This window comes from Bradyrhizobium sp. USDA 4506 (assembly GCF_054058795.1).
Window position 1 is genome coordinate 1,070,479 of sequence record NZ_JBSSBM010000002.1, and the last position, 26,797, is coordinate 1,097,275.

Annotated in this window: 24 protein-coding genes; 15 read left to right on the forward strand and 9 right to left on the reverse strand. The window is 64.2% G+C overall.

The window, feature by feature from the left end:
* Positions 1–3 precede the first annotated feature (3 nt).
* Positions 4–798 carry an ethanolamine ammonia-lyase subunit EutC gene (eutC, locus tag ACVIHF_RS07290; RefSeq protein WP_253609591.1) on the forward strand — a complete coding sequence of 265 codons (795 nt, stop codon included), beginning with the start codon at positions 4–6 and terminating at the stop codon, positions 796–798.
* A gap of 197 nt (positions 799–995) precedes the next feature.
* Positions 996–3,380: an efflux RND transporter permease subunit gene (locus ACVIHF_RS07295; RefSeq protein WP_225641687.1), complete on the forward strand. Its 2,385-nt coding sequence runs from the start codon at positions 996–998 to the stop codon at positions 3,378–3,380.
* 95 nt (positions 3,381–3,475) lie between these two features.
* Here the strand turns inward: ACVIHF_RS07295 and ACVIHF_RS07300 are convergent, their stop codons facing one another.
* Entirely contained in the window at positions 3,476–3,979 is a 504-nt protein-coding gene (locus ACVIHF_RS07300; protein ID WP_028331723.1) for a hypothetical protein, read from the reverse strand.
* Between the two features lie 404 nt (positions 3,980–4,383).
* Here ACVIHF_RS07300 and ACVIHF_RS07305 point away from each other — a divergent pair, with 404 nt between their 5' ends.
* The 10 genes from ACVIHF_RS07305 (at position 4,384) to ACVIHF_RS07350 (ending at position 15,088) form a co-directional block, all read left to right on the forward strand.
* The gene (locus ACVIHF_RS07305; RefSeq protein WP_092083335.1) at positions 4,384–4,620 is read left to right on the forward strand and encodes a hypothetical protein; all 237 of its coding nucleotides are present in this window, start codon (positions 4,384–4,386) and stop codon (positions 4,618–4,620) included.
* A 194-nt stretch (positions 4,621–4,814) separates the two neighbouring features.
* Positions 4,815–5,693, forward strand: coding sequence for a squalene synthase HpnC (gene hpnC, locus ACVIHF_RS07310; protein WP_253609590.1), 879 nt, complete (start codon positions 4,815–4,817; stop codon positions 5,691–5,693).
* Positions 5,690–6,526: a presqualene diphosphate synthase HpnD gene (gene hpnD, locus ACVIHF_RS07315; RefSeq protein WP_076833035.1), complete on the forward strand. Its 837-nt coding sequence runs from the start codon at positions 5,690–5,692 to the stop codon at positions 6,524–6,526. Before hpnC ends, hpnD begins: the two co-directional genes overlap by 4 nt.
* Positions 6,526–7,776 (forward strand): hydroxysqualene dehydroxylase HpnE, encoded by a 1,251-nt coding sequence (gene hpnE / locus ACVIHF_RS07320; RefSeq protein ID WP_253609589.1) that lies wholly within the window; start codon positions 6,526–6,528, stop codon positions 7,774–7,776. Before hpnD ends, hpnE begins: the two co-directional genes overlap by 1 nt.
* A gap of 164 nt (positions 7,777–7,940) precedes the next feature.
* Positions 7,941–9,902: a squalene--hopene cyclase gene (gene shc / locus ACVIHF_RS07325; RefSeq protein ID WP_253609588.1), complete on the forward strand. Its 1,962-nt coding sequence runs from the start codon at positions 7,941–7,943 to the stop codon at positions 9,900–9,902.
* Positions 9,899–10,657, forward strand: coding sequence for a phosphorylase (locus ACVIHF_RS07330; RefSeq protein WP_375166704.1), 759 nt, complete (start codon positions 9,899–9,901; stop codon positions 10,655–10,657). The genes shc and ACVIHF_RS07330 overlap by 4 nt, the downstream gene beginning before the upstream one ends.
* 346 nt (positions 10,658–11,003) lie before the next feature.
* A complete protein-coding gene (locus ACVIHF_RS07335) occupies positions 11,004–11,648 on the forward strand; it encodes a TetR/AcrR family transcriptional regulator (RefSeq protein WP_028338692.1) in 645 nt (214 codons plus the stop codon).
* Positions 11,645–13,345 (forward strand): acyl-CoA dehydrogenase family protein, encoded by a 1,701-nt coding sequence (locus ACVIHF_RS07340; RefSeq protein ID WP_253609587.1) that lies wholly within the window; start codon positions 11,645–11,647, stop codon positions 13,343–13,345. Before ACVIHF_RS07335 ends, ACVIHF_RS07340 begins: the two co-directional genes overlap by 4 nt.
* 1 nt (position 13,346) lies before the next feature.
* Complete coding sequence (locus ACVIHF_RS07345; protein ID WP_253609586.1) at positions 13,347–14,189, forward strand: class II aldolase/adducin family protein; 843 nt, start codon at positions 13,347–13,349, stop codon at positions 14,187–14,189.
* On the forward strand, positions 14,186–15,088 hold the full coding sequence (locus ACVIHF_RS07350; protein WP_253609585.1) for a Rossmann-like and DUF2520 domain-containing protein: 903 nt from the start codon (positions 14,186–14,188) through the stop codon (positions 15,086–15,088). The genes ACVIHF_RS07345 and ACVIHF_RS07350 overlap by 4 nt, the downstream gene beginning before the upstream one ends.
* Positions 15,089–15,155: 67 nt before the next feature.
* On the opposite strand, the gene hpnH is transcribed toward ACVIHF_RS07350, so the two are convergent.
* Both hpnH and ispH read right to left on the reverse strand, forming a co-directional pair.
* Entirely contained in the window at positions 15,156–16,316 is a 1,161-nt protein-coding gene (hpnH, locus tag ACVIHF_RS07355; RefSeq protein ID WP_253609584.1) for an adenosyl-hopene transferase HpnH, read from the reverse strand.
* Between the two features lie 44 nt (positions 16,317–16,360).
* Entirely contained in the window at positions 16,361–17,287 is a 927-nt protein-coding gene (gene ispH, locus ACVIHF_RS07360; RefSeq protein WP_253609583.1) for a 4-hydroxy-3-methylbut-2-enyl diphosphate reductase, read from the reverse strand.
* A 448-nt stretch (positions 17,288–17,735) separates the two neighbouring features.
* Here ispH and hpnN point away from each other — a divergent pair, with 448 nt between their 5' ends.
* Positions 17,736–20,348 (forward strand): hopanoid transporter HpnN, encoded by a 2,613-nt coding sequence (gene hpnN, locus ACVIHF_RS07365; protein WP_253609582.1) that lies wholly within the window; start codon positions 17,736–17,738, stop codon positions 20,346–20,348.
* Between the two features lie 85 nt (positions 20,349–20,433).
* On the opposite strand, the gene ACVIHF_RS07370 is transcribed toward hpnN, so the two are convergent.
* Positions 20,434–21,063 carry a DUF2147 domain-containing protein gene (locus ACVIHF_RS07370; RefSeq protein WP_253609581.1) on the reverse strand — a complete coding sequence of 210 codons (630 nt, stop codon included), beginning with the start codon at positions 21,061–21,063 and terminating at the stop codon, positions 20,434–20,436.
* Positions 21,064–21,164: 101 nt separating this feature from the next.
* On the opposite strand from ACVIHF_RS07370, the gene hpnO reads away from it, so the two are divergent.
* A complete protein-coding gene (hpnO, locus tag ACVIHF_RS07375; RefSeq protein WP_050387129.1) occupies positions 21,165–22,556 on the forward strand; it encodes an aminobacteriohopanetriol synthase HpnO in 1,392 nt (463 codons plus the stop codon).
* 102 nt (positions 22,557–22,658) lie between these two features.
* On the opposite strand, the gene ACVIHF_RS07380 is transcribed toward hpnO, so the two are convergent.
* The 4 genes from ACVIHF_RS07380 to ACVIHF_RS07395 all read right to left on the reverse strand — a co-directional run bounded on the left by ACVIHF_RS07380 (position 22,659) and on the right by ACVIHF_RS07395 (position 25,367).
* Positions 22,659–23,429, reverse strand: coding sequence for an anti-sigma factor family protein (locus tag ACVIHF_RS07380; protein ID WP_253609580.1), 771 nt, complete (start codon positions 23,427–23,429; stop codon positions 22,659–22,661).
* Positions 23,426–23,983, reverse strand: coding sequence for a sigma-70 family RNA polymerase sigma factor (locus ACVIHF_RS07385; protein ID WP_018270594.1), 558 nt, complete (start codon positions 23,981–23,983; stop codon positions 23,426–23,428). The genes ACVIHF_RS07380 and ACVIHF_RS07385 overlap by 4 nt, the downstream gene beginning before the upstream one ends.
* Positions 23,984–24,077: 94 nt before the next feature.
* Positions 24,078–24,401 (reverse strand): cupredoxin domain-containing protein, encoded by a 324-nt coding sequence (locus tag ACVIHF_RS07390; protein ID WP_028338682.1) that lies wholly within the window; start codon positions 24,399–24,401, stop codon positions 24,078–24,080.
* A gap of 12 nt (positions 24,402–24,413) precedes the next feature.
* Entirely contained in the window at positions 24,414–25,367 is a 954-nt protein-coding gene (locus ACVIHF_RS07395) for a metallophosphoesterase family protein (protein ID WP_310880721.1), read from the reverse strand.
* A gap of 249 nt (positions 25,368–25,616) precedes the next feature.
* Between ACVIHF_RS07395 and ACVIHF_RS07400 the strand changes: the two genes are divergently transcribed.
* Entirely contained in the window at positions 25,617–26,024 is a 408-nt protein-coding gene (locus tag ACVIHF_RS07400) for a GFA family protein (protein WP_253609577.1), read from the forward strand.
* Positions 26,025–26,122: 98 nt separating this feature from the next.
* On the opposite strand, the gene ACVIHF_RS07405 is transcribed toward ACVIHF_RS07400, so the two are convergent.
* Positions 26,123–26,677, reverse strand: coding sequence for a Spy/CpxP family protein refolding chaperone (locus ACVIHF_RS07405; protein WP_233475477.1), 555 nt, complete (start codon positions 26,675–26,677; stop codon positions 26,123–26,125).
* Positions 26,678–26,797: the final 120 nt, after the last annotated feature.

Here is a 26,797-nt window from a genome sequence, read left to right on the forward strand (position 1 = left end):
AGCATGACGACACCGCCGGCGCCCTTGTCCCCTTCGCTTGCCGATCTGCGCGAGCTCACGCCGGCGCGCGTCGGCCTTGGCCGGTCCGGGGCCAGCCTGCCGACCGATGCGCTGCTGTCGTTCACGCTCGACCATGCCCGCGCCCGCGACGCCGTCCACGCCGCCTTCGATGTCAGAGGGATCGCGGCCGGTCTTGCCGGCCTCGGCATCACGCCGCTTGAGGTATCGAGCCAGGCGCACAGCCGGCGCGACTATCTGCGGCGGCCCGATCTCGGGCGCATGCTGGATTCTGCGTCGCGGCGGTCGCTCGAGACCTGCGGCATCACAACATGCCCCTGCGCCATCGTGATCGGTGACGGCCTGTCGCCCACGGCGGTCAATGTGCATGCCGTCGAATTGATTCGGCATCTCGTGCCGCGCTTGGCGGCCGACAAGATCGACGCCGGCGCGGTGATCGCAGCGTCCGGCGCGCGGGTCGCGCTCGGTGACGAGATCGGCGCCATCGTCGGCGCGCGCATGCTGGTGATGCTGATCGGCGAACGGCCGGGCCTGTCCGCTCCCGACAGCCTCGGCGCCTATCTCACCTTCGCGCCGCGAATCGGTCTCACCGACGCCGACCGCAACTGCATCTCCAACATCCACCATGCCGGGCTGAGCTATGCGGAGGCCGCATTCAGGATTTCGTGGCTTGTGCGCGAGGGCCTGGCACGCCAGATCACAGGGGTCGCGTTGAAAGATGAAAGCGGCGGTGGATCGTCGAGGAATGCGCTACCAGGGTGTGACAAATCAGATACTTAATGGCGGGGATCGGCGGTTCCGTGTCGATTTGGTCAGCCCCTCGCGCTTGCGAGCAAAGGGGCGGGCAGGTAAAACCGGCGCCGGTCAATATTCGCGTGTTTTCAAGGACTAGCGCCGATCAGTTGCGCTCACCCGCCTCATTCGCGCCCCTAGACCCAAGCTAGACAGATTGAGCCGTTTTCAGAACTGGACAGGGCATGCTCGAAAAGAATTCCGAAAGTCAGGTCCACGTCGAGAAGATCGAAGAGCCGCGGTCGGGCCTCAGCATCGCGTTCGGGATCGAGCGTCTCGGCCTGATCCCGATGCGGGCGCCGATCCTGTCCTGCATCGTCCTCGTTCTGTTGCTGATCGGCGCCGTGTTCGGCGTGCAACGGATCAAGATCGACGACTCGCTGTCGCAGCTGTTCCGCTCCGACTCCAAGGACTACAAGCAGTATGAGGCGGTGACCAAGCGCTTCCCGGCGACCGAGTTCGACGTGCTCGTCGTGGTCGAAGGCAAGACGCTGCTCGAGCGCGACAATCTCGGCAAGCTGCGTGACATGGTCACGGATCTGCAACTCGTCGAGGGCGTGCGCGGCCTGGTGTCGCTGTTCTCCGCGCGCCAGGCGCCGGAGCGAGGCAAGCTGCCGGCGGCGTTGTTCCCGAACGAGCTGCCCGAGGGCGCGGCCTACGACAAATTCGTCGAGACGGTCAAAAGCAACGAGATCATCCGCGGCAAGCTGCTGTCGGAGGACGGCACGCTCGCGCTGATCGTGCTGTCGCTCGAGCCCGAAGTGGTCGGCAGCAACAAGCTCAGCAAGGTGGTCGGCGACATCAGGAAGATCATGGCCGACGACCTCGGCGGCAGCGGGCTCAATGCGCAATTGTCCGGCGTGCCGGTCATGCAGCTCGAGATCCGCAACGCGGTCGAGCGCGACGGCCTGACCTACAACATCCTCGGCATCCTCGCCGGCTGCATCATCGCCATCATCTTCTTCCGCAAGATATCCTTCATGGTGGCGGCGGCGTTCCCGCCGATGATCGCGATCCTGCTCGCGCTCGGCGGCCTCGGCTGGGCCAATTTCAATCTCAACATGTTCCTCAACGTGATGACGCCGCTCATCATGGTGATCAGCTTCTCCGACTCGATGCAGCTGACATTCGCGGCGCGCGACCGGCTGATCGCCGGGCAGGACAAGTTCACCGCGTTCAAGAATGCGGTGCTGGTGGTCGGACCGGCCTGCGTGCTGACGCACGGCACGGCCGGAATTTCCTTCATCGCGCTGCAGTTCTCGGATTCCGACCTGATCCGCAAGTTCGGCGAGGCCGGGCTGGCGGCGACCATCATCGCTCTGATCGCGGTGCTGTCGCTGGTGCCGGTGTTCGGCGTCCTGTTCGTGCGCAACGAGAAGATCTTTGCGGTCAAGTTCCAGAGCGCGGATGCCGGCGTGCAGGCGCTGCGCAATTTCTGCTACTGGATCGCGGTGCGCATGGTCGGCCGTCCCGGGCTGTTCAGCCTGCTGGCGCTGATCGTGGTCGGCGGCCTCGGCATCATCTACGCCAATCTCGAGCCGCGCTACCGGCTCGCCGATCAGGTGCCGGACAAGCGGCAGGCGGTGGCGGCGTCGAGCCGGCTCGACGCCAAGCTGACCGGCGCCAATCCGGTCGATGTGCTGATCGAATTCCCCAAGGGGCAATCGCTGTACTCTCCGGAGACCTTGAAGACGATTGCCGATGTCCATGCAATGGTCGAGGACTCTGCCGGCGTCGGCAACGTCTGGTCGCTGGAGACCTTGCGGCGCTGGCTCGCCGAAAAGGCCGGCAGCAATGATGTCGCGACGCTGAAGGAATATGTCGACCTGATCCCCGAACACCTGGTGCGCCGGTTCATCGACAAGAATCAGGATGCTGTCGTGGTGTCGGGCCGCGTCCCGGATGTGGACTCGAGCCAGTTGCTTCCGGTGGTGAACAAGCTCGATCATTCGCTGGACAAGGTGCGCGCCGAGCATCCCGGCTACGAGATCGCGGTCACGGGTCTGTCGGTGATTGCCGCACGCAACAGCGCCAGCATGATCGAGAAGCTCAACCACGGCCTCACTATCGAATTCCTGCTAGTCGCGATCTTCATCGGGCTCGCATTCCGCTCGATCGTGGTGATGTTCTCCTGCATCCTGCCGGGCATCTTCCCGGTGGTGCTGTCGGGCACGGTGCTGTGGCTGCTCGGGGAGGGGCTGCAATTCGCCAGCGTGGTGGCTTTGACGGTGTCGTTCGGCCTCGGCCTCAGCGCCACCATCCACTTCCTCAATCGCCTGCGGCTCGAGACCAAGCCGGGTGTCACGCCGGAACTTGCGGTGGAGCGCGCCACCGTCCTGGTCGGCCCAGCGTTGATCCTGACCACGGTGGTGCTGGCCTGCGGTCTCGTCGTCACCGTGTTCTCCGACCTGCCGTCGCTGCGCCTGTTCGGCTGGCTCAGCGCCTTCTCGATGGTCGCAGCCCTGGTTGCGGACCTCTTCATCCTGCGGCCGACCTCGATGTTCCTGATCAACCTGTCGCAAAAGCTCCGCGGCAGGGGCGGCCAGCCCGCGCCGATCGAAAAGGCCTGATCGACGAGCAAGCAAAAAGCTGCAGCAAAAAGGCCCGGTTCCGAAGCGTTCGGAACCGGGCCTTTGTGTCTTGTGGGTGCAATCGGCCGGGAGCGTCAGCTCTTCGTCATCGTGATCGAGACGCCGCGGATCTCGCCCTTGGAGTCGATCTGCACGACCTGCTTGGAGCCGTTGGTCTGCAGGTTCAGGTTGGCGGCAAAGCCGGACGCCTCGACGAACACGTCGATCCGCCCGCCGCCCGCGGTGCCCTGCAGATTGCCGAAGATGTTGCGGCTCGCCTCGCTCCAGTTGCCGGAGATCCGGTCGCCCTGGCTGGTGACGTCGCTGGAGAGGTCGAACTTGTAGCTGTCGCTGGCGCAATGCAGGGACTGTTTCAGGCTCATGCCCGACGGCGCGACCTTGTAATCCGCCTTGCAACGAATCCGTTCAGTCGTGCCGTTGGACAGCGCCACCGTGCCCGTTCCGGTCCACGAGCCGGCAAAACCGGCAAACGGCCCGCTGGCCTGGGCGTGGACGGCGGAGGCAGAGAGCATCAGTGCGGCGCCGACGCCCACAGCCCTGAGAGCCTGACCATAAAGGCTGGAACCAAACCGTTTCATCGTGAATTTTCCCATCAAAATCAACGCTTCCTACGCAAGAAAGCGTCTCGCCGCATCGAAGGTTTAGTGTCACCGAAGAATGTTAGGTTCAAACGACAGAACGGCGCGCGGCGCCCATATTGTCATCGAACAGAATCAGAAACCGTCGGCTTCGTGATGGCATGTAGCTTTGCGCAACTGCTATCCGCAATAGCCGAACGCGACAAAGTGATGGCACGAATCGTCATTGCGAATCAATAACTTATGTAGGGGTTTACAGCGCCGCAAATTTAGCCGCATTTAACGGTGCTTGTCGTCAATCCATTGCCGCGTTACGTGGCGTCTGCAATCCCCAAAATCCGTCCCGGCCATGCCGAAGCGCTTTTCGGGAACAGATTTTCTGCTGTCGGAAATGAAGGAATACGATGCGTAAATTTCTCTTGGCTCTTGCCCTGTTGTCGATCCCGCTCTCGTCCAGCGCCTTCGCCCAGCAGCAGACGCGCGGGACACCCGATGAGCAGAAGGCCTGCACGCGCGACGTGCAGCGTCACTGCCGCGCCGTGATCGATCAGGGCGATTTCACCATTCTCGCCTGCCTGCAGCAGAACCGTAGCAAGATCAGCACCGCCTGCGACCAGGTGCTGAAGACCCACGGCCAGTAAGGCCGCTTCGGGCCCCATGGATCGCCGCAAGGCCCGTGCTCGGCATGTGTGCCGGCCACGGGCTTGGTATGCTGGCGGTCACGGACAGCATTGGTTTTGGTGGCGTATTCCCCTATATGGGGCTCGCAAATCCCCCGCATGCGCTGACCTTTCGCGCCTGCGTCGTGCCATGACCAGTGTAGCCCAAATCTCCCATGACCACCGCGAGCGACCTGCGATCCGGAAAGACCCACCGCGACGAGAATTTCCCGGTCGCGTCGTGGATCATTCATCCGCGGCATCGTGCCCTGATCCTGGCCTTCTATAATTTCGTCCGCACCGCCGACGATATCGCCGATCACGCCACGCTGCCCGCCGAGGAGAAGCTGCGCTACCTCGACCTCATGGAGGCCGAGCTGCTTGGCAATGGCGACACCCAGAAGGAAGCGGTCAATCTGCGCCGCGCCTTCGCCGAGCGCGGCATGCCGCCGCGGCACGCGCTCGATGTGCTGGTGGCGTTCCGCCTCGACGTCACCAAGCTGCGTTACGAGAACTGGGACGATGTGATCGATTATTGCCGGTACTCGGCGATGCCGGTCGGGCGGTTCATGCTCGACGTGCACGGCGAGGATACCTCGACCTGGGCGGCGTCGGACGCGCTCTGCGCCGGGCTGCAGATCAACAACCATCTGCAGGACTGCGGCAAGGACTACCGCAACCTGAACCGTGTCTACTTGCCGCGCGATGCCCTGGCCGCCGCGGGCGCGACCGTCGAGATGCTCGGCGAGGCGAAATCGCAGCCGGCGCTGCTCAAATGCCTGCAGGCGCTCGCGGTGCGCACTGAGACGCTGCTCGACCAGAGCAAGTCGCTCGCCGCCGAGGTGAAGGATTTCAGGCTGGGGCTCGAGATCTCCGTGATCCAGGCGTTCGCCGACAAGATCGTCAACATGCTGAAGGTGCGCGATCCGCTCAGCGAGCGCGTGCATCTGAGTCCGCTCGAACTGCTGCTGCAGAGCCTTGGCGGCGTGGCCGGCGAGACGGCGCGGCGTGCGACCGGACGGCGTGCGGTCTCCAAATCGACGGCTGGCGCATGAGCGTTGAGGCGGCGGCCAACGCAAATTACGGAAGCACCGCGTCGGGCAGCTCGTTCTACGCCGCGATGCGCATTCTGCCGCGCGCGCAGCGCGAGGCGATGTTCCAGATCTACAGCTTCTGCCGGCAGGTCGACGACATCGCCGATTCCGACGGCCCGCGGCCGGAGCGGCTGGCCGCGCTGCAGCAGTGGCGCGACGATATCGACGCGCTCTATGCGGGGCATCCGCCGGAGCGGCTGAAGGACTATGTCGCCTCGGTGAAGACCTTCGGCCTGAAGCGCGAGGATTTTGTCGCGATCGTCGACGGCATGGAGATGGACGTGCCGCAGGACATCCGCGCGCCGGATCTCGCGACGCTCGATTTGTATTGCGATCGCGTCGCGAGCGCGGTCGGCCGACTGTCGGTGCGCGTGTTCGGCCTGCCCGAGGACGATGGCATCCAGCTCGCGTACCACCTCGGCCGCGCGCTGCAGCTCACCAATATCCTGCGCGACATCGACGAGGATGCCGGCCTCGGCCGGCTCTATCTGCCGCGCGAATGGCTCTGGCATGCCGGCATCACCAATAACGACCCGGCCCGCGTCACCGCCGACCGCGCGCTGCCGAAGGTGTGCGCGCCGCTGGCCGAGCGGGCCAAGATGCATTTCCAGAAATCCGACGAGATCATGAAGCGCAATTCGCGCCGCGCCGTGCGCGCGCCGCGGATCATGTCGAAATACTACCGCGCGATTCTCGATCTTCTGATCGCGCGCGGCTTCACCGCGCCGCGCGCGCCGGTACGTGTGTCCAAGGCCGCCAAGATCGGCATCCTTCTTCGTTACGCGATCATCTGATGCAAAAGACCGTTCATATCATCGGTGCCGGCATTTCCGGCCTCTCCGCGGCCGTGCGCCTCGCCAATGGCGGCTACAAGGTGTTTGTCCATGAGGCGACGCAGCAGGCCGGCGGCCGCTGCCGCTCCTATTTCGACGCCGCCACCAATCTCACCATCGACAATGGCAACCATCTGTTGCTGTCGGGCAATCGCCATGCGCTGAGCTACGCGCGCTCGATCGGCACCGAGGCCGGCCTCGTCGGGCCCGCGCGCGCGCAGTTTCCGTTCGTCGATCTTGCCAGCGGCCGGCGCTGGCAACTCGACCTCGGCGATTCCCGCCTGCCGCTGTGGGTGTTCGACGAGGCGCGCCGCGTCCCGGATACGACCCTGCGCGACTATCTCGCCTTGGCACCGCTGGCCTGGGCCGGCACCGGCGCGCTGGTCGGCAACACCATTCCCTGCAAGGGCACGCTGTATGACCGCCTGGTGCAGCCGCTGCTGTTAGCCGCATTGAACGTCGATCCGCCGGAGGGCTCGGCCGGGCTCGCCGGCGCCATTGTGCGCGAGACGCTGCTCGCTGGCGGGCAGGCCTGCCGTCCGCTGATCGCGCGCGACGGCCTGAGCTCGGTCCTGATCGAGCCGGCCGTGAAGCTGCTGCAGGAGAGGGGCCACAGCGTTCAGTTCAGTCACGAATTGCGTGCGCTCGGCATGTCGGGTGATCGCATCAGTGAGCTCGATTTTGGCAATGGCGACAAGGTCGCGCTGGGAGCCGACGACGCCGTCGTGCTTGCGGTGCCGCCGCGCGCCGCGGCCGCGCTGCTGCCCGGCCTGAAAACCCCGACCAAATTCCGCGCCATCGTGAATGCGCATTTCCGCGTCGATCCGCCGCGCGACGCCGCGCCCATTCTCGGCGTGGTCGGCGGCCTCGTGGAGTGGCTGTTCGCGTTCCCGCAACGCCTGTCGGTGACGATCAGCAACGGCGACCGCTTGGTCGACCTGCCGCGCGAGGAGCTCGCGCTGGCGATCTGGCAGGACATCTGCGAGGCCTCGGGGGTTTCCGGCGACCTGCCGCCCTGGCAGATCGTGCGTGAGCGCCGTGCCACATTTGAGGCGACGCCGGAACAGAATGCCCTGCGTCCGGGGCCCGCGACGGCGCAAAAAAACCTGTTCCTTGCCGGCGACTGGACTGCTACCGGGTTGCCGGCAACCATCGAGGGATCGGTGCGATCCGGTGATCGCGCCGCAGATCTGGTTCTGGCCAGACGTTAGATTCGACCTGTTGGCGCGTTTTCGAGCGAAGTGGCTACCGGTTCGCGTTAAGCAAACGCGACTGAACAAAAGGACAAGAGCGTGATCCGATGCAATCGGATCATGCTCTGGAGCGGCCGCGGCTTTCGATCAGCCGGCCCGCGATGAAGAGGATATCGAGCGAAATGCTTGCGAGAGATCACAGCGTTGCAGTCGACCCGGTCGCGCTGGAGAAGAGTATCTCCAAGGCAACCGAAGCGCTGCTCGGCTATCGCCAGTCCGACGGACATTGGGTGTTCGAGCTCGAGGCCGACAGCACCATTCCGGCCGAATATGTCCTGCTGCGTCACTACCTGGCCGAGCCGATCGATGCCGGGCTCGAGGCCAAGATCGGCAACTATCTGCGCCGCGTCCAGGGCGCCCATGGCGGCTGGCCGCTGGTGCATGACGGCCCGTTTGACATGAGCGCCAGCGTGAAGTCGTATTTCGCGCTGAAGATGATCGGCGATTCCGTCGACGCGCCGCACATGGCGCGGGCGCGCGAGGCGATCCGTTCGCGCGGCGGCGCTTCGGGCAGCAACGTGTTCACGCGATTCCTGCTCGCGCTCTATGGCGTCGTGACCTGGCGCGCGACGCCGGTGCTGCCGATCGAGATCATGCTGCTGCCGATGTGGTCGCCATTCCACATCAACAAGATCTCCTACTGGGCGCGCACCACCATGGTGCCGCTGATGGTGCTTGCCGCGCTGAAGCCGCGTGCGAAGAATCCGAAAGGCGTCGGCATCGACGAACTGTTCCTGGAGGATCCGAAATCGGTCCGCATGGCGCCGAAGGCGCCGCATCAGAGCGCCAGCTGGTTCTATCTGTTCCGCTCGCTCGACGCCGTGCTGCGGGTGATCGAGCCGATGTTTCCGAAGAGCCTGCGCCAGCGCGCGATCGATGCCGCGCTCGCCTTCACCGAAGAGCGGCTGAACGGCGAAGACGGCATGGGCGCGATTTATCCGCCGATGGCCAACATCGTCATGATGTACGAGGCGCTCGGCAAGGACGAGAATTTCCCGCCGCGCGCCATCACCCGCCGCGGCATCGACAAGCTGCTTGTGATCGGCGAGCACGAGGCCTATTGCCAGCCCTGCGTCTCGCCGGTGTGGGACACCGCGCTGGCCTGTCATGCGCTGCAGGAAGCGGGCGGCGACGACACCCTGGCCAAGGCCAGGCAGGGCCTCGACTGGCTGAAGCCGCGCCAGGTGCTGGAGCTGAAGGGCGATTGGGCGGTCAAGGCGCCGGACGTCCGCCCGGGCGGCTGGGCGTTCCAGTACAACAACGACCATTATCCCGATCTCGACGACACCGCGGTGGTCGTGATGGCGATGGATCGCGTGCGGCGTCATACCGGAACCAGGGAATATGATGAGTCCATCGCGCGCGGCCGCGAGTGGATCGAGGGGCTGCAGAGCCGCGACGGCGGCTGGGCCGCGTTCGACGTCAACAACCTCGAATATTACCTCAACAACATCCCGTTCTCCGATCACGGCGCATTGCTCGATCCACCGACCGAGGATGTCACCGCGCGCTGCATCTCGATGCTGGGCCAGCTCGGCGAGACCGTCGAGAGCAACAAGGCGATGGCTGACGGCGTCGCTTATTTGCGCCGCACCCAGCTTGCCGAGGGCTCCTGGTACGGCCGCTGGGGCCTGAATTACATCTACGGCACCTGGTCGGTGCTCTCGGCGCTAAATGTCGCAGGGGTCGATCGCAACGACCCGATGATTCGGAAGGCGGTCGACTGGCTGGCGTCAGTCCAGAATCAGGACGGCGGCTGGGGCGAGGACGCCGTCAGTTACCGGCTGGATTACAAGGGTTATGAAGTTGCGCCTTCGACCTCCTCGCAAACGGCATGGGCTTTGCTTGGATTGATGGCGGCCGGAGAGGTCGAAAATCCCGCTGTTACGCGCGGGGTGGAGTACCTAAAGGCAACACAGACGGAAAAAGGGCTGTGGGACGAGCAGCGATACACAGCTACGGGGTTTCCGCGGGTATTTTACTTGCGATATCATGGCTACTCGAAGTTCTTTCCGCTCTGGGCGCTGGCGCGGTATCGAAATTTGAGAAGCACCAATAGCAGGGTGGTAGGGGTCGGGATGTGATTGTTGAGGCGGGGGCCGCCGAGACCGTGGGCAGTAGAATTGATCCTCGGCCGGTATTGATTGTGACTGGATTGGTGCAGGAGGCTCGCATCGCGGCAGGCCCCGGCATGATCGTAATCTGCAGTTCGAGCGATCCGCAGCAGCTGCGTGAGTTGCTCGCGACGCTGGATCCGACCACCTTCCGTGGCGTGATTTCGTTCGGCGTGGCCGGCGGGCTCGATCCGTCGCTCAAGTCGGGCGACGTCGTGGTTGCGACCGAGGTGATGTCGGGCGATACCCGTTTCCTGGCCGCATCCGCGCTGAACGAAGAGATGATCGCCAGCGCCGCGCTGAAGCGCCGCAGGATCGTCCGCGGCAGTCTCGCCGGCGTGGAAGAGGTGATCGCAGCAAAGGCCTGCAAGGCCGCTCTGCGCTCGATGACGGGCGCAGCCGCAGTCGATATGGAGAGCCATATCGCGGCGGCCTATGCCGCCAAGGCCCGCATTCCGTTTGCCGCATTGCGCGTAATCAGCGATCCCGCGCACCGGGCGCTACCGGAACTTGCGAAATCCGCGGTGAAGCCGAACGGCGACATCGACCTGCGCAAGGTGCTGCGCGGCATCGCCCGCAATCCACGGACGCTGCGCGCGCTGGTGTCGACCGGAATTGACTTCAACCGCGCGCTGCGCTCGCTGCGCAGCTGCCGGGGCTTCCTGCTCGGCAACGAGGTGTTGATGCCGGTGGAAGACGTTCTGATCACAGCGAAGGCGGCCTGATCCGCTGCGCCGGGCAGGGACCGGGTTTCTCACCGCATCAAGCTCAACTCACAGGCCCGGTCGCATCGCGATCGGGCCTTTTGCTTTGATGCCCAAAGGTTTTGCTCGATGCCACGCTGTTCCGGTTCCGCGCGGTCAGCGGGACTTGCGGGTCGGCTGTGCGGTGAGACCCCCGTATCCCTGTTCCTCGCGCCCGTGGGTCGCGCCTCCAGCCTATGACCGCCGGCAGCGCGGCGGCGCCCCGGGAACGGCCCCACGGCCGCAGGGCGCCGGGTCGATACTTGACAGCTACGCCTATTCGTTCGAAAATGAACCATGATCCTTTATTCATGAATCAAGGTTCACCATGGCAATCGCTGCCGTTCGCCTCAACCAACTGGTCGAAACCAAAGCGCGCATTCTCGATGCCGCCAGGGAGGCCGTGGCGCTGAGTGGCTGGAAGGACGCCCAGATCGCCCTGATCGCCTCACGGGCCGGCGTGGCCACGGGCAGCGTGTATCGCTACTTCGACTCCAAGGCGGACCTGTACGCGCAGGTGCTCGGCCTGGTGTCTGAGCGCGAGGTGGCCGTGGTCGCCGCGATCGTCGAGGCGGAAGGCTCGGCGTCCCAATGTCTGGTGGATGCGATCTACACCTTCTCGGTCCGGGCGATGCGCGGCCGCCGCCTGGCCTACGCGTTGATCGCCGAACCCTGTGAACCCGAGATCGACGCGGCGCGCCTGAAATACCGGGCGGCCCTGGCCGATCAGATCGCAAGGCTGGTCCGGCGCGGCATCGCCGGCGGTGAGTTCGTCGAGATCGACGCGAACGTCGCGGCATCCTGCGTGACCGGCGCCTTCATGGAAGCGCTGGTTGGTCCCCTCGCGCCCGAAGCGGCCCCTGATTCCGACGCGGCGAAGGCGATCGCACAGTCGATCGCGGGGCTTTCCGCGCGCATGCTGTTTCGCCACGCCACGCCTGAACTCACCCCCGTATCGCGAGTCTCCGCATGAACGCGCGTGTCCAGCTGGTTGCCGTCGCTGAAGCGAAAGCCGCTCCGTTCGCGACCCATGAAGTACGCAATCAGGCGCGGCCAGCGCTCGGCTTCAATGCGTTCGATGACGACCGCGCGTTGAGTGGCCTGATCGCAACGATCGCGCCTTGGGCGAAAGATAAGCTGTCAGCGCTCGGCGCCCATGCCGGCAGCGAATCCGTGCAGGAGGCGGCACGGCTGGCCAACGAGCATGAACCAAAGCTCCTGACCCATGACCGGTATGGCAACCGCAATGATTGGGTCGAATTTCATCCGGCCTGGCATCAATTGATGGCGCTGGCGTTCCGGAGCGAGGTGCATAGCCTCGCCTGGTCGACGCGCGAACCACACGGCCATCTGGCGCGTGCGGCGCTGAGCTATCTCTGGAATCAGATCGAGAACGGCGTCGGCTGCCCCACCGGGATGGCGTACGCAGCGATCGCCGGGTTCTCCGGCAAGCCGCAATTCAATTTGTGGCGGGAGCGAACGCTGGCGGCGGACTACGATCCGCGGCGGCTTCCGATCGAGGCCAAGCGCGCCGCGGTCATCGGTTACGCCATGACCGAAAAGCAGGGCGGTTCCGATCTGCGTGAGACCCAGACCACCGCGCGCTTCGTCGAGCGCGGCGCGTATGGCGAGATCTATGCGATCACCGGCCACAAATGGTTCTTCTCGGTGCCGGTGGCCGACGGATTCTACACGCTGGCGCGCACCCAGTCCGGCGTCAGTTGCCTGTTCGTGCCGCGCCTGCTGCCGGACGGCAGCGCCAACCGCGTCCACATTCAACGCCTGAAGGACAAGTGCGGCAACCGCTCGAACGCGTCGAGCGAGATCGAGTACCACGATACGTGGTCGATCCTGGTTGGCGAAGAGGGCCGCGGCATCGCGGAAATCCTTTCGCATGCGCATCTGACGCGGCTGGATTTCGCGGTCGGCTCCGCCGGGCTGATGCGCCAGGCGCTGAGCCTCGCCCTCAACCACGCGCAAACGCGAACGGCGTTCGGCAAGCCGATGTCCGAGCTTCCGATGCAGCGCAACGTGCTCGCCGACCTCGCGCTCGAGAGCGAGGCGGCGATGCTCGGCGCGTTTCGGGTCGCGCGCGCGACCGACGGCCTGCAGACAAGCGAACACGAGCGATTGCTGGCGCGGGTCGCGACCCCCGTGATGAAGTTCTGGAACTGCCAGCGCGCGCCGGCCTTCACCTATGAATGCCTGCAGGTGCATGGCGGCAACGGCTTCATCATGGAGAATCCGATGGCCCGGCTCTATCGCGAGGCGCCATTGAATTCGATCTGGGAAGGCACCTCGAACATGATGTGCATGGACGTTTTGCGCGCCATGCAACGCGATGCGAATTGCCGGGACGCATTCGTCGACGAGTTGCGTGCGAGCAGGGGCCTCAATCCGATCTATGACCGAAGCACGGACGATCTCGCCGATAGCTTGCGTGCTCGATACCCGGACGACGGGCACGCGAGAGCGCTCGTCACCCGCATGGCCCATGCGCTGCAGGCCGCCGAGATGCTGAGGCATGGCGACGCCGCTGCCGCCGATCTGTTCGTGAAATCCAGGCTTGGCGCGGACGGGATGCAGGTATTCGGCGGGCTTCCATCGTCGGAAGACCTCAGCCGTATCGTCGAGCGCGCCTCCGTCATCCGACACCAAGGGCCCGAGTAACATGCGTCAGACCGAAGTTTGTGCCGTCAACGATATCAGGGCCGTCGTGGGAGAACAGGAGTGGGCAACCCGCGTCGATCTTGCGGCGTGCTACCGCCTGGTCGCGCTCTACGGAATGACCGACCTGATCTACAACCACATCAGTGCACAGGTCCCGGGGCATCACGATCAGTATCTGATCAATCCCTATGGCATGCTGTACGAGGAAATCACCGCGTCGAGCCTCGTCAAGATCGACATCGAGGGCCGGACCCTGCTGCAGCCCGACCACGGCTACAACGTCAACGTGGCCGGCTTCTATCTGCATGCCCCGATCCATCGCGCGCGACCCGACGTGAAGTGCGTCCTGCATACCCACACCAGGGCAGGCACCGCCGTCAGCACGCTTGCCGAAGGGCTGTTGCCGCTGTCGCAGACGGCGATGCGGTTTCACGGTCGGATTGGCTATCACGATTTCGAGGGGCCGGCGATCGATCGGGAGGAATGCGACCGGGTCGTCGCCGATCTCGGCCGCAACAATGTGCTGGTGTTGCGCAATCATGGCCTGCTGGTTTGTGGCAACACGATTCCGCAGGCGTTTAATGCGATCTATTGGCTGGAGCAGGCCTGCCGGATCCAGGTCGACGCGCTCGGCTGTGGCCGGCCGCTGCATGCGCCGACCGAGATGGCGATCGGCAACACGGTGACCTGTTTTGCCGGCACCGAGATCACGCTGGATAATGAGCGCGACACCAATCCGGTGCTGAATGAAGCGGCGCAAAATCAGCAGGCCGGCTACGGCCTGCTGGAATGGCCGGCGCTGCGGCGCAGACTCGACCGCATCGACGGGAGCTACGCGCAATGAGCACGGCGCTGGCGGCGTTGCGGATCGGCGTCATCGGCGCCGGCCGCGTGGCGCAGACGCTCGCGCCGGCGTTCGCCCGCGCGGGGCTGAACGTCGCGGCGTTCTACAACCGCGGTGCCGATGCCGCGCAGCGGCTCGGATCCCGCATCCCGTCGGCGCGGCCGATGACGGATGCGCAGCAGGTCGTCGACCGCTGCGACATGGTTTTCCTGACCGTGAGCGACGACGCGATCCTGCCGGTCTGCCGCGACTTGCGCTGGGAGCCGCGTCACCGCGTGGTTCATTGCAGCGGCGCGACCGAACTGGCCGCGCTCGATCATGCGAAATCCGCAGGCGCCGCGACCGGCGGATTTCATCCGATGCAGATGTTCGCCAATCCCGACGTCGCGCTCGAGGGGTTGCGCGGATGCACCGTCGGCATCGAGGCAGAGGGCGACTTCAGGCGTAACCTGGAATTGCTTGCGACCCGCATCGGTTGTGAACCGCTGGCGCTGCCGGCCGGTGCGCGGGCGCTCTATCATGCGTCGGCATATTATGTCGGTCCGTTCCTGATCGCGCTGCTCAAGGAGGGCGTCGAGCTCTGGAAGAGCTTCGGCGCCAGCGAGGCCGACGCGTTGCGCGCGATGATGCCGCTGCTACGGGGGACGGTCGCGGCTGTTCTCGACGGTGGATTGGCCAATGGCATGGGCGGCTGCGTGGCGCGCGGCGACGTCGGAACAATCCTCAAGCATCTCCGGGCGCTGGATGAGCGCTTTCCTCCATCCGGCGCGCTGTATCGTGAGCTCGCTTTGCGCAATGTCCCGCTCGGGATCGAGCGCGGCACACTCAGTGCGCCGCGCGCGGCGGAGATCGAGAAATTGCTTCTGCGCACGAGACCGGAAGAGCAGGCGGCATCCTGATCCAGGAAAAAAGCCCCGGTTCGCTGAACCGGGGCTTTCATGTTTCTGCTTTCGCTCACATCGCGCGTCAGGCGGCGGTCGAGGCCTTCGCCTGCTGCTTGGCGGCGGCGGCCGCAGCCTCGTCGCGGCGGATCTCCGAGAGCCTCTTCTGCACCTGCTCGGCGAAGATGTACTGCGCCGGACGCTGCTTCGACATGTCGATCTCGGGCGCCATCGGGCCTGATGTCCTGATGCCGCGCAGCGCGACCCACATCGCCTTCAGCGGATTGTTGATCGCAGCGGTCGCCGCGGTCGGCTCGTAGCCGCAATGGGCCATACAGTCGGCGCACTTCTCGTACTTGCCGGTGCCGTAGGTGTCCCAGTCGGTGGTGTCCATCAGCTCCTTGAAGGTCTTGGCGTAGCCTTCACCGAGCAGATAGCAGGGCTTCTGCCAGCCGAAGATGTTGCGCGCCGGCATGCCCCAGGGCGTGCACTCGTATTCCTGGTTGCCGGCGAGGAAGTCGAGGAACAGGCCGGAATGCATGAAATTCCACTTCTTGCCCTTGCCGAGCGCAAAGACGTCGCGGAACAGCTTCTTGGTCTTGGTGCGGTTGAGGAAGTGCTCCTGGTCGGGCGCACGCTCATAGGCGTAGCCCGGCGACATCGAGACGCCGACGCCGAGCTCGGTGGTGAAATCGAGGAACTTGGCGATCTCCTCGGCCGGGTGACCGTCGAAGATGGTGGCATTGACGTTGACCGTGAAGCCGCGCGCCTTCGCCGCCTTGATCGCCGAGACGGCGCGATCGAACACGCCCTTCTGCGACACCGCCTTGTCGTGATGATCCTTCAGGCCGTCGAGATGCACCGAGAAGAACAGATAGGGCGACGGCTCGAACAGGTCGAGCTTCTTCTCGAGCAGCAGCGCATTGGTGCACAGCGAGACGAACTTCTTGCGCGCCACGAGGCCGCGCACGATCTCGCCGATCTCCTTGTGGATCAGCGGCTCGCCGCCGGGAATCGCCACCATCGGCGCGCCGCACTCATCGGCGGCATCCCAGCATTCCTGCGCCGTCATACGGCGATTGAGGATCGCATCGGGATAGTCGATCTTGCCGCAGCCGACGCAGGCGAGGTTGCAACGGAACAAGGGTTCCAGCATCAGCACGAGCGGATAGCGTTTGCGGCCAAGCAGTTTCTGCTTGATCAGATAACCGCCGATACGCATTTCCTTGAAGAACGGTATAGCCATTAGACGATTTCTTTCTGCACTTATCAAAGGGATGTGGGTTCAGATCAGCCCGTAGTCAGTTCGGCCGGCAGCCGGAATTCGATATTCTCTTCTCGGCCCGGAACGACCGAGACCGACACCGGTCCGATCCGCCGCAGAGCCTCGATCACATCGTCGACCAAAACTTCGGGCGCAGAAGCGCCCGCGGTAATGCCGACGGCCTTCGCATCCTTGAGCCAATCCGGATTGAGTTCGCTCCCATCGGCAATGAGATAACTCGCGACGCCGACCTCGGTGCCGATTTCACGAAGCCTGTTCGAGTTGGAACTGTTGGCGGCCCCAACCACCAAAATGACGTCAACCCGTTTGCTCAGGTCCCTTACCGCAGATTGGCGGTTCTGTGTCGCATAGCAGATATCCCTGATATCCGGGCCTTGAATATCTGTAAATTTTGCCTGAAGGGCCGCGATAATGTCCCTGGTGTCGTCCACGGACAGGGTGGTCTGGGTGATGTAGGCGACCGGCGTATCGCTCGGCAGCCTCAGTTCCGCCACGTCCTGGACACTCTGGACCAGCAGGACCGGCCCCGGAACCTGGCCCATGGTTCCCTCGACCTCGGGATGGCCGGCGTGCCCGATCAGGATCAGGGCGCGGCCCTTCGAGATATAGCGCTTGCCCTGGTTGTGGACCTTGGTGACGAGCGGGCAGGTGGCATTGAGCACCGGCAGGTCGCGGGCTTCCGCCTCCGCCTCGACGCTCCTAGCAACGCCATGGGCACTGAAGACGGTCACCGCCTTGGCCGGCACTTCCGAGAGGTCCTCGACGAAGATCGCGCCCTTCTTCTTCAGGCTCTCGACGACGTGTTTGTTATGCACGATCTCGTGGCGGACATAGACCGGCGGCCCATACTTCTCGATCGCGCGTTCGACGATCTCGATCGCGCGCACAACGCCCGCGCAAAAGCCGCGCGGCTGAGCAAGAAACACTTCCATCTGACGTTCGTTACGCAAATTGCACCAATCTCGTTCAATGCCCTGCGGCCTTTTCGGCAACGCACTCCACAGGTCGGACGTCGCAACGTCAGTTGCAATGTCCGAGCCATCACAGTTCCTGGACGGGATCTGCGCCCCAAGCGCATGGAAATACAGCGATTTGTGGCAAAAAGGTAGCGGTTCGATGGGGCGTGGTCACGGACGAGGGGCGTTAGAGGTAATGTGGTGTGGGTTTCGACCCCTGCGACCGTCCGTCTCCCTCACTTGTTCGTCACTTTATCGCCCACTGATGCGGTTTATACCGGCCATTCGTGGCCGTTCCTGTGGTTTGGAACCTCCTCGCCGTCCCGTCGAGGAAGATAACCAAAACAACATTAGATCGGTCCCGGGAACTCCGCTACAGAGCGGGCGTTTTCGGCCATGCTTCCCCGAGATAGAAAGAAACGAAGTGCTGACAAATATTGTCGTCTCCGTTGTTAGAACCTGTACGCGTTTTGCCCTTCCGGTTGTGATTATCTCTGTCCTGTTGTCGATCGGCGCCGGCTTCTACACGGCCCGCAACTTCTCGATCAACACCGACATCAACAAGCTGATCTCGCCGGATCTCGATTGGCGCAAGCGCGACAACCAGTTCGAGGAAGCATTTGATCGCGAGCGGCTGATCCTGGCGGTGGTCGAGGCAGCGACGCCGGAGCTGACCAGCTCGGCCGCGAAGGCGCTCACCGCGAAGCTGCAGGCCGACAAGAAGAACTTCGAGGCGATCACCGCGCTGGGCTCCGGCGAATTCTTCGAGAAGAACGGCCTCTTGTTCCTGCCGACCGAAGAAGTCGGCAAGGTCGCGGGCCAGCTCGAATCGGCCGCGCCTCTGATCGAGATCATGGCCGGCGATCCCTCGATACGCGGCCTGACCGGCGCGCTCGAGACCGGCCTTGCCGGCGTCAAGCGCGGGCAGGTCAAGCTCGACAATGCCGCGCCGCCCTTCAACCTGATCTCCGAGACGGTCGAGACCGTCCTCGCCAAGGGCAACGCGACCTTCTCGTGGCGCGAGCTCACCAGCGACAAGCCGCTGACCGATTCGGACAAGCGCGCCTTCATCGAGATCAAGCCGATCATCGACTATTCGGCGCTGGAGCCGGGCAAGGCCGCGACCGATGCGATCCGCCAGGCGGCGGCCGATCTGAAATTCCCGACTGAATATCACGCGCGCGTTCGCCTGACCGGACCGGTGCCGATCGCCAACGAGGAATACGCCACCGTGCAGGACGGCGCGATCACCAACGGCATCGGCACCGTGGTGATCGTGCTGGTCATCCTCTGGATGGCGCTGCATTCCGGCAAGATCATCTTCGCCGTGTTCGTGAACCTGTTCATCGGGCTTGCCATCACCACGGCGGTCGGCCTGATGATGGTCGGCTCGCTGAACCTGCTCTCGATTGCCTTCGCCGTGCTGTTCATCGGCCTCGGGGTCGACTTCGGCATCCAGTTCAGCGTCCGCTACCGCTCCGAGCGCTTCAAGAACGACAATCTGACGCTGGCGCTGGAAAACGCGGCGCGCCGCTCGGCGGTGCCGTTGTCGCTCGCCGCGATGGCGACCGCTGCCGGTTTCCTCTGCTTCCTGCCGACCGACTACAAGGGCATCTCGGAGCTCGGCAAGATCGCCGGCGCCGGCATGCTGGTGGCGTTCGTCACCAGCATCACGGTGCTGCCGGCGCTGCTCGATCTGCTCAATCCGCCCGGCGAGAAGGAGCCGGTCGGCTACGCCTTCCTGGCGCCGCTCGATAACTTCCTGGAGAAGCATCGCGTTCCGATCATCGTCGGCACGCTGCTGGTCACGGTCGCGGGCTTGCCGCTGCTCCATTACATGAAGTTCGACTTCAACCCGATCAATCTGCGCAATTCCAAGGTGGAATCGATCGCGACCTTCCTCGACCTGAGGAAGGATCCGAACACCGGCGCCAATGCCATCAATGTGATGACGCGCTCGGAAGCCGACGCCAAGAAGATCGAGGCCAAGCTCGAGAAGCTGCCGGAAGTGTCGCGCGTGATGTCGCTCGACAGCTTCGTGCCCGACGACCAGCCGGCCAAGCTGAAGCTGATCGCGCAGGCGGCCAAGACGCTCGGCCCCGCGCTCAACCCGGATTCGGTCGATCCGGCGCCGTCGGATCAGGAGAATGTCGAGTCGCTGAAGAGCTCGGTCGACGGCCTGCGCAAGACCGCGGGCGACGGCAAGGGGCCGGGTGCGCTGGCCGCGCGCCGGCTCGCCGACGCGCTGCAGAAGCTCGCCGATGCGAATGAGGCGACCCGCGACAAGGCGCAGGACGTATTCGTCGCGCCGATGAAGATCGTGTTCGATCAGCTCCGCAATACGCTGCAGGCCCAGACCGTCACGCTGCAGAACCTGCCGCCGGAACTCGTCGCCAGCTGGAAGACCAAGGACGGCCTGATGCGTGTCGAGGTGGAGCCGAAGGGCGATCCGAACGACAACGACAATCTGCGCCGCTTTGCCGACGCCGTGCTCGCCGCCGAGCCGACCGCGATCGGCGGACCGGTCTCGATCCTGAAGTCGGGCGACGTCATCGTGAAGGCGTTCATCCACGCCGGCATTCTGGCGCTGGTCACGATCGGCCTGCTGCTGTGGCTCACGCTGCGCCGCGTTGTCGACGTGCTGATGACGCTGGTGCCGCTCCTCGTCGCCGGCATCGTCACGCTGGAGATCTGCGTCTTGATCGGGCTGCCGCTCAACTTCGCCAACATCGTCGCGTTGCCGCTGCTGCTCGGCGTCGGCGTGGCGTTCAAGATCTACTATGTCACGGCGTGGCGGCAGGGCAGGACGAATCTGCTGCAGTCGAGCCTGACACGCGCGATCTTTTTCAGCGCGCTGACCACGGCGACCGCGTTCGGCAGCCTGTGGCTGTCGAGCCATCCCGGCACCGCCAGCATGGGCAAGCTGCTGGCGCTCTCTCTCGTCACCACGCTCGCGGCGGTGTTGCTGTTCCAGCCGGCGCTGATGGGCAAGCCGCGCGAGGTCAAGGAGGAGGACATCGCCAACGACGTCACCTGACGCGCTGGCGATTCACTGTCGAACCGGCTTGGCGGCAGGCGCCGCCGAGCCGCGATGTCAGCGGATGGTGTTCCCGCAGGTTCCGCTAATGCGTCGGTCGCGCGATGTCGGGGAGCAGGCAGATATCGCCCACGGCGTCAGCCTGCGCATTGGCGTTGCCCGGGGCCTGCTTTTGAGCCGGCTTGGTGGCCGGCGCTACGGCGCCGGTGGTTTTCTGCGGTGCTGTTGACTTGGGCTGGGTGCCCTTCGCCGCCGGGTTGCCGGCGGCGCTCGCCGGAATCGGCGGACCGACGCGGGTCCAGGTCTCGCCGCCGCACAGGAAGCCGAGCACGCAGCCCTGGATCTCGAGCTGATCGGTGCCGACGGGCTTGATGGTCGAGCTGTAGAGCTGGCCGTCCTTGGCGTTGTAGACCTGACCTTCCCACGCATCGGCGCCGGCCTTCTTCTTCATGTCGATCAGGATCGGCATGCCGAGCGTCGGCCTGCTCTGCTTCGCAGGATCAGGATTGTTCCTATCCTTGCCGCCCGGGGTTTTTTCCCAGGATACCGCACCCCACATGTTGCCATTACACTGGGCGACGCGGATGGTGGCGACACCGTCAGCGACCTTCCAGTCGCCGGTCGGGTCCGCTGCAAGTGCCGGTGATAATACGGTGGCCAAAAATAAACCTGAAAAGGCTATTGTACGCGCGAAAGTTCTTGGGCAGTGCAACATGGTCCAAACCTGTGCTTAACTGGACGATCCGAGCGGGGGCAAAACGCCGCTAGCGAGCGTTTTAAGTTGACGAGATGGCCATCAACCGACGTATGTGACGAATGGTAAGTTCCAATTTAGACGTTTCCGAGATTTTTGTGGAGCGCGAGGGGCAGCGCGGTGCCATGCACACGCGTCACCTCAACGAGCAGCTCGTTCGCGTTCTCAAGACCATCGGCTACGACGTCGGCTTCCAGAAGGGGCAAGGCCAATACCTCTTCGATCGTCAGGGGGCTCGTTACCTTGATCTATTGAGCGGATTTGGCGTTTTTGCGATTGGCCGCAATCATCCGGCCCTGCGCCAGGCGCTGAAGAGCGTGCTCGACGCCGATCTGCCCAATCTCGTGCAGCTCGATGTCTCGACGCTCGCCGGCGTGCTCGCGGAACGTCTTCTGGAACATGTTCCATATCTGGACAAGGTCTTTTTCGCCAATTCCGGCGCCGAAACCGTCGAAGCCGCGATCAAGTTCGCGCGCGGCGCGACCGGCCGCCCCGGTATCGTCTATTGCGGGCATTCGTTCCACGGCCTGTCCTACGGCGCGCTGTCGCTGACGGATGATTCGAATTTCCGCGGCGGATTCGAGCCGCTGCTGCCGGGCTGCACTCCGATTCCCTTCAACGATCTCGAAGCGCTGGAGAAGGCGCTGTCGTCGCGCCAGGTCGGCGCCTTCATCGTCGAGCCGATCCAGGGCAAGGGCGTCAACATGCCCACCGACGAGTTCCTGCCCGGCGCGCTGGCGCTGTGCCGCAAATACGGCACGCTGTTCATCGCCGACGAGATCCAGACCGGCATCGGCCGCACCGGAAAATTCCTCGCGATCGAGCATTGGGGCATCGAGCCCGACATGGTGCTGCTGGCGAAGGCGCTGTCCGGCGGCCACGTGCCGATCGGCGCGCTGCTGACGCGCAAGAACATCTTCGACAAGATCTTCAACCAGATGGACCGCGCGGTGGTGCATGGCTCGACCTTCGCCAAGAACGATCTCGCGATGGCCGCCGGCATTGCCACGCTCGACGTCATCAAGGCCGAGAAGCTCGTCGAGAACGCCGCCAAGCGCGGCGCCGAGCTCCGTCTTGCGCTGACGCGCATGGTGCCCGGCTATGAACTGATGAAGGAAGTTCGCGGCAAAGGCCTGATGATCGGCGTCGAGTTCGGTCCGCCGAAATCGCTGCGGCTCAAGGCGTCGTGGAATCTGCTGGAGACCGCCAACAAGGGCCTGTTCTGCCAGCTGATCACGGTGCCGCTGTTCAAGGATCACAAGATCCTAACCCAGGTCGCGGGCCACGGCCTCCACACCATCAAGCTGCTGCCGCCGCTCATGATCACCGAAGCGGACTGCACCTGGATCGAGAAGTCGTTCGACGACGTGATCGCCGGCAGCCACAAGGTGCCCGGCGCGATCTGGTCGCTCGGCAAGACGCTGGTCGACAACGCGGTGCGCAAGTCGGCGTAGGCCTCACGATGTAGCCCGGATGAAGCGAAGCGAAATCCGGGATTCTCACAACTGGCAAGACCGTTCCCGGATTGCGCTGCGCTGCATCCGGGCTACAAGATTTCACCCCTCCTTGTTGGCGCGCATCGCGCCCTCGAACTTGTCGCCGAACTCGCTCAGCTCGTCGGCGCCGAGATCACTGACCGCCCAGTAGTTCAGGCCGCGGTCGCTCCAGCGGCGGATATTGAAGCCCTGCAGTGTCGAGATCTTCGCCGCCTTGCGTTCGGTGTTCGCGGTCTGCGCCACGAACAGGTTGATGACGTGCTGGCGCCGCTTGTAGACCACGGCGCCGATCTCGCGGGCGTTGACGTAGTCGAGCCGGCCGCCGATCAGCGTGAAGCCCTGCGCGGTGAGATCGATCACCGGCGGCGAGACGTCGAGCTTGCCGTTGAACCAGGGCTTGACCGTGTGCTGATCCGTCGAGATCACGTCGGTGAGGTGGCCGGCCTGCAGCGAACGCAGATGCGCCGACACCACCTCGTTCTCGATGCGCTGCTCGTCATCGTTGCGCAGCACGATCGCGACAAGGCCGGTCGCTGCCATGGCCGACACCGCGGAGCCCAGCGCGAAGCCGCGCAGCACCGAGCGCCGGCTCGGCGCCGCCTGCACTTGTGGTTGCGGCAGCGACTTCTCGATCCTGCGACGCAGCTCGAGCGGCGCCTTGTAGCGCAAATCGCTCTCGGCGATCGCCTGGCGGATCTCCTGATACTCCTTCATGAGCGCGGCACAATGCGCGCATCCCTCGACATGGGCTTCCACTTCGCGCGCATGGCCGGCGTCGAGTTCGCCGTCGATTAGCGCGTGGATCAGCACTTCGGCTTCCTCGCAGGTCATTTCGCTTGCTCCTGTTCCGCAAGCCAGGCCGATCGCAGCATGGCGCGGGCGCGCGCGAGGCGCGACATCACGGTGCCGACCGGCACGGCGGCGACATCGGCGATCTCGCGGTATGAAAGATTCTGGATTTCCCTGAGCACGAAGGTCTCGCGGAACGGCTCGGCAAGCGCCGCGACCAGCTTGCGCACGGTTTCGCCGTCGAAGCGGCGCAGCAGCTGCTTTTCCGGGGTCTCCGGGGCTTCATTCCACAGCGGGGTCTGCTCGCCGCCTTCGGGCAACTCCTCGACCGCGGTCGGGGCGGTCTTGCGCCTTGCATATTCGGCACGGCAGACATTGCGCAGGATCGCGAACAGCCACGGCTTCATCGCAGGTCCGCGGTAGCTGTCGAAATGCTTGTAGGCGCGCAGATAGCATTCCTGCACCGCATCCTCGGCGTCGGCGGCATCGCGCAGCAGATAGCGGGCCAGCGTATAGGCGTCGTCAAGGTACGGCAGCGCGGCCTCGCGGAAGCGCCGCGCCTTTTCGGGATCGTCTTGCGACGCGTTGACAACCATCGTGTCCTGTCCGGCATGTCGAGAGACGGCTCGTGCCCGGCCGGGGGCGGAGGGCCACCGGCCGGGCATGGTTGTGATTGTATGGGTTGTCACGTTACCCAACCTTGACACTGCCTGTCATGTGCGGATGCAGCGAGCAGAAATACTTGTACTCGCCGGGCTCCGTGAAGGTGAAGGAGAAGGTGCCGTCGGTATCCATGGTCTTGGAGCGGAATTTGCCCGCGCACACCACGGTGTGCGGGATGTCGTCGCGGTTGGTCCAGGTCACTGTCGTGCCGACCTTCACGTCAAGCTGGGGCGGGGTGAACGAGAAGTTGTCGATGTGAACCGCGGTATCTTCGGCGCGGGCCGCCGTGACCGGCAGCAGCATGGTCGCGACCACGGCGATCCCGAAGTCGCGTCGATTGATCGAACTCATCGGTCTTGTCCCTCAGCCTTGCAGCGGCGTGTCGATGATCGCCAGCGGCTGGCTGTTCTGCTTGAAGTTGATGCTGGCGACGCCGAGCATGCTGCGCAGCTTGGCATCCTCCACCTTCATCGGGCCGGGCGAGGGGGCGGAGCCCGGCGCCGGCTGCGGGAAGGCGGTCGAACGCGCGGTGTGGAAGGTGACGTTGCCCTCGACCTTCTGCATTACCTGGTGGATGTGGCCGTTGAGCACCGTGACCGAGCCGAAGCCCTTGACGTATTCCAGCGCGCGGGCGCCGTCCTCGGTGCCCCAGCCCCATTGCGGATAGACCGTCCACAGCGGGATGTGGGCGAACAGCACGATCGGCATCGACTTCGAGCGGCCCTTGAGGTCGTTCTCCAGCCATTCGAGCTGCTCGTTGCCGAGATTGCCGAGGCCGCCGCCCTTGAGGTCGACGACGTTGACGAGGCCGATGAAATGCACGCCGCCGGCATCGAACGAATAGTAGCCCGGACCCTTGGTGCCGCGGCCGTAGCGCTCCTTGTAGAGCTTGACCTCCTCGTCGATGAAGTCGTGCTCGCCCGGCACGTAGTGCACGTCGAGCTTGGCCTGCGAGATGATGCGATCGGCGTCATCGAATTCGGACGCCTTCGACAGATGCGTGATGTCGCCGGTGTGGATCATGAAGGACGGCTTGACCGGCATCGCCCGGACCTTGTTGATGGCCTCTTCCAGCGTGCCGATGGCGTTCGGGTTGGCCGGCTTGTCGAAGCCGACATGGCTGTCGCTGATCTGCATGAAGGTCATGCCGGGCGCAGCTTCCGCAGCCGCGGCCGATCCGATGATGCCGAGCGAATGCGGCACGCCGCCGGTGACGGTCCACAGCACGCCGGTGCCGGCCCAGGTCATGCATTCCAGCACCTTGCGTCGGCTAACGCCTTTTTCCTCATCGCGATGGTCGTGATCGTGTCCGCTCATGGCAAGTCTCCCGTGGGCCCAGGGATTGGGTTTCCGGGGAGATGATCGGCGGGGCCGGGGCTTTATTCCCGACGCTTTGGCGGGGCCGAGGGCAGGGATGACGATTTCGTGAGGTACGACGCCGGTCTGCATGATCGGTGGGCGCAGGGGACCGCGCGACAGCTCGACGCAAGGGCAAGATGCGCAATTGAAGCGTTGCTGCTTGCGGCGTTATCGACCCGGCAAACCACTGATCGAGCGGAGGAAAACATGGCTGACGTCACCGGCGGCTGTCACTGCGGCGAGATCCGTTACGAGGTGACCGGCGAACCGGTCGTCCATGCTTTGTGTCACTGCACCGATTGCCGGCGCCACGCTGGCGCGCCGATGGTTGGCTGGGTCATGGTGGCCGAGGACATGGTCAAGGTGACCAAGGGGCAGCCCAGGATCTACCGATCCTCGGAGCACGGCCGGCGGCACTTCTGCGCGAACTGCGGTAGCGGACTTTTCTATACCAACGGCAACATGCTGCCCGGGTTCATCGACATCCAGAGCGGCACCTATGACGATCCCGACGCGGTGCCGGCCACGATGCATATCCAGGTCGCGGAGCGGCTGCGCTGGATGGAGGATGCACACGAGCTGCCGACCTTCGATCGCTTTCCGCCGCCGGAATGACCGCCGGTTGATGAACGCGGCGCTGCCTCTGGCGAAGCGGCGATGCGCGCCGCGACATGGAATCGCCCCGCAACGTAGACGCCTGCGCCCGTTTGGCTTTACTCGTCCTCGTCTTCCGGACCGCCGCGCTGCTCGATCGCATTTCGCACGCTACGCATGACAGCGAACGACACGAACGCCATCCTTCTCTTCTGATCATCGCTCAATGTCTTGTAGAGCGGCTCCCAGGCATCGGCGAGCTTCTTGAGGTCGGTCCCGCGCTGAATCAGCCGATCCGCCCTGCGCTGCATGAATTCGACCGGATTGCCTTCATGCATTCCGTCCATCGGTCCGTTTTCGTGCAATTCGGCAATGCGCTCCAACCGAGCCTGCCGATTTTTCGCTCTGGTGCGGATCGCATCCTCGATGGCCGGCCAGTACTTCTCCTGATCCGGAGTCAGCTGCAAGGCGGCCTTGACGATGCCGACGCGCATGTCGGTCAGGCTCTTCAGGTCGGCGGCGCTGGGTGGCGCAACGCCGACAGTCGGGGATGTCTCTGCTGCGATGGCGAGAGACGAGGTTGTCATCAAAAGTGCAATCGCTGCGGCGGCTGCGTTCCTCGTCATTGCAAACTCCTGAGCTGCTTTTCTTGGACGTCCCGAGAAGGAAAACATAGCCGGATCGGCTGCCGGTTGATCTAGGTCAAAGGGGCAGGGAGCCGGAGGCAGGAACGCTCTTCTGACCGTTCGCAAAATACCGAGCGACGTCGGCTGTTTGCGGGTTGAGCTAGATCA

Coding starts and splice junctions, on each gene's coding strand:
- hpnD (WP_076833035.1), top strand. CDS start 5,690: ATGAGCGTTGAGGCGGCGGCCAACGCAAATTACGGAAGCACCGCGTCG.
- ACVIHF_RS07395 (WP_310880721.1), bottom strand. CDS start 25,367: ATGAGCGGACACGATCACGACCATCGCGATGAGGAAAAAGGCGTTAGC.
- ACVIHF_RS07340 (WP_253609587.1), top strand. CDS start 11,645: ATGAACGCGCGTGTCCAGCTGGTTGCCGTCGCTGAAGCGAAAGCCGCT.
- eutC (WP_253609591.1), top strand. CDS start 4: ATGACGACACCGCCGGCGCCCTTGTCCCCTTCGCTTGCCGATCTGCGC.
- ACVIHF_RS07350 (WP_253609585.1), top strand. CDS start 14,186: ATGAGCACGGCGCTGGCGGCGTTGCGGATCGGCGTCATCGGCGCCGGC.
- ACVIHF_RS07405 (WP_233475477.1), bottom strand. CDS start 26,677: ATGTTTTCCTTCTCGGGACGTCCAAGAAAAGCAGCTCAGGAGTTTGCA.
- ACVIHF_RS07300 (WP_028331723.1), bottom strand. CDS start 3,979: ATGAAACGGTTTGGTTCCAGCCTTTATGGTCAGGCTCTCAGGGCTGTG.
- hpnC (WP_253609590.1), top strand. CDS start 4,815: ATGACCACCGCGAGCGACCTGCGATCCGGAAAGACCCACCGCGACGAG.
- shc (WP_253609588.1), top strand. CDS start 7,941: ATGCTTGCGAGAGATCACAGCGTTGCAGTCGACCCGGTCGCGCTGGAG.
- ispH (WP_253609583.1), bottom strand. CDS start 17,287: ATGGAAGTGTTTCTTGCTCAGCCGCGCGGCTTTTGCGCGGGCGTTGTG.
- ACVIHF_RS07400 (WP_253609577.1), top strand. CDS start 25,617: ATGGCTGACGTCACCGGCGGCTGTCACTGCGGCGAGATCCGTTACGAG.
- ACVIHF_RS07390 (WP_028338682.1), bottom strand. CDS start 24,401: ATGAGTTCGATCAATCGACGCGACTTCGGGATCGCCGTGGTCGCGACC.
- ACVIHF_RS07345 (WP_253609586.1), top strand. CDS start 13,347: ATGCGTCAGACCGAAGTTTGTGCCGTCAACGATATCAGGGCCGTCGTG.
- ACVIHF_RS07335 (WP_028338692.1), top strand. CDS start 11,004: ATGGCAATCGCTGCCGTTCGCCTCAACCAACTGGTCGAAACCAAAGCG.
- ACVIHF_RS07305 (WP_092083335.1), top strand. CDS start 4,384: ATGCGTAAATTTCTCTTGGCTCTTGCCCTGTTGTCGATCCCGCTCTCG.
- ACVIHF_RS07380 (WP_253609580.1), bottom strand. CDS start 23,429: ATGACCTGCGAGGAAGCCGAAGTGCTGATCCACGCGCTAATCGACGGC.
- hpnH (WP_253609584.1), bottom strand. CDS start 16,316: ATGGCTATACCGTTCTTCAAGGAAATGCGTATCGGCGGTTATCTGATC.
- ACVIHF_RS07370 (WP_253609581.1), bottom strand. CDS start 21,063: ATGTTGCACTGCCCAAGAACTTTCGCGCGTACAATAGCCTTTTCAGGT.
- hpnE (WP_253609589.1), top strand. CDS start 6,526: ATGCAAAAGACCGTTCATATCATCGGTGCCGGCATTTCCGGCCTCTCC.
- hpnO (WP_050387129.1), top strand. CDS start 21,165: ATGGTAAGTTCCAATTTAGACGTTTCCGAGATTTTTGTGGAGCGCGAG.
- ACVIHF_RS07295 (WP_225641687.1), top strand. CDS start 996: ATGCTCGAAAAGAATTCCGAAAGTCAGGTCCACGTCGAGAAGATCGAA.
- ACVIHF_RS07385 (WP_018270594.1), bottom strand. CDS start 23,983: ATGGTTGTCAACGCGTCGCAAGACGATCCCGAAAAGGCGCGGCGCTTC.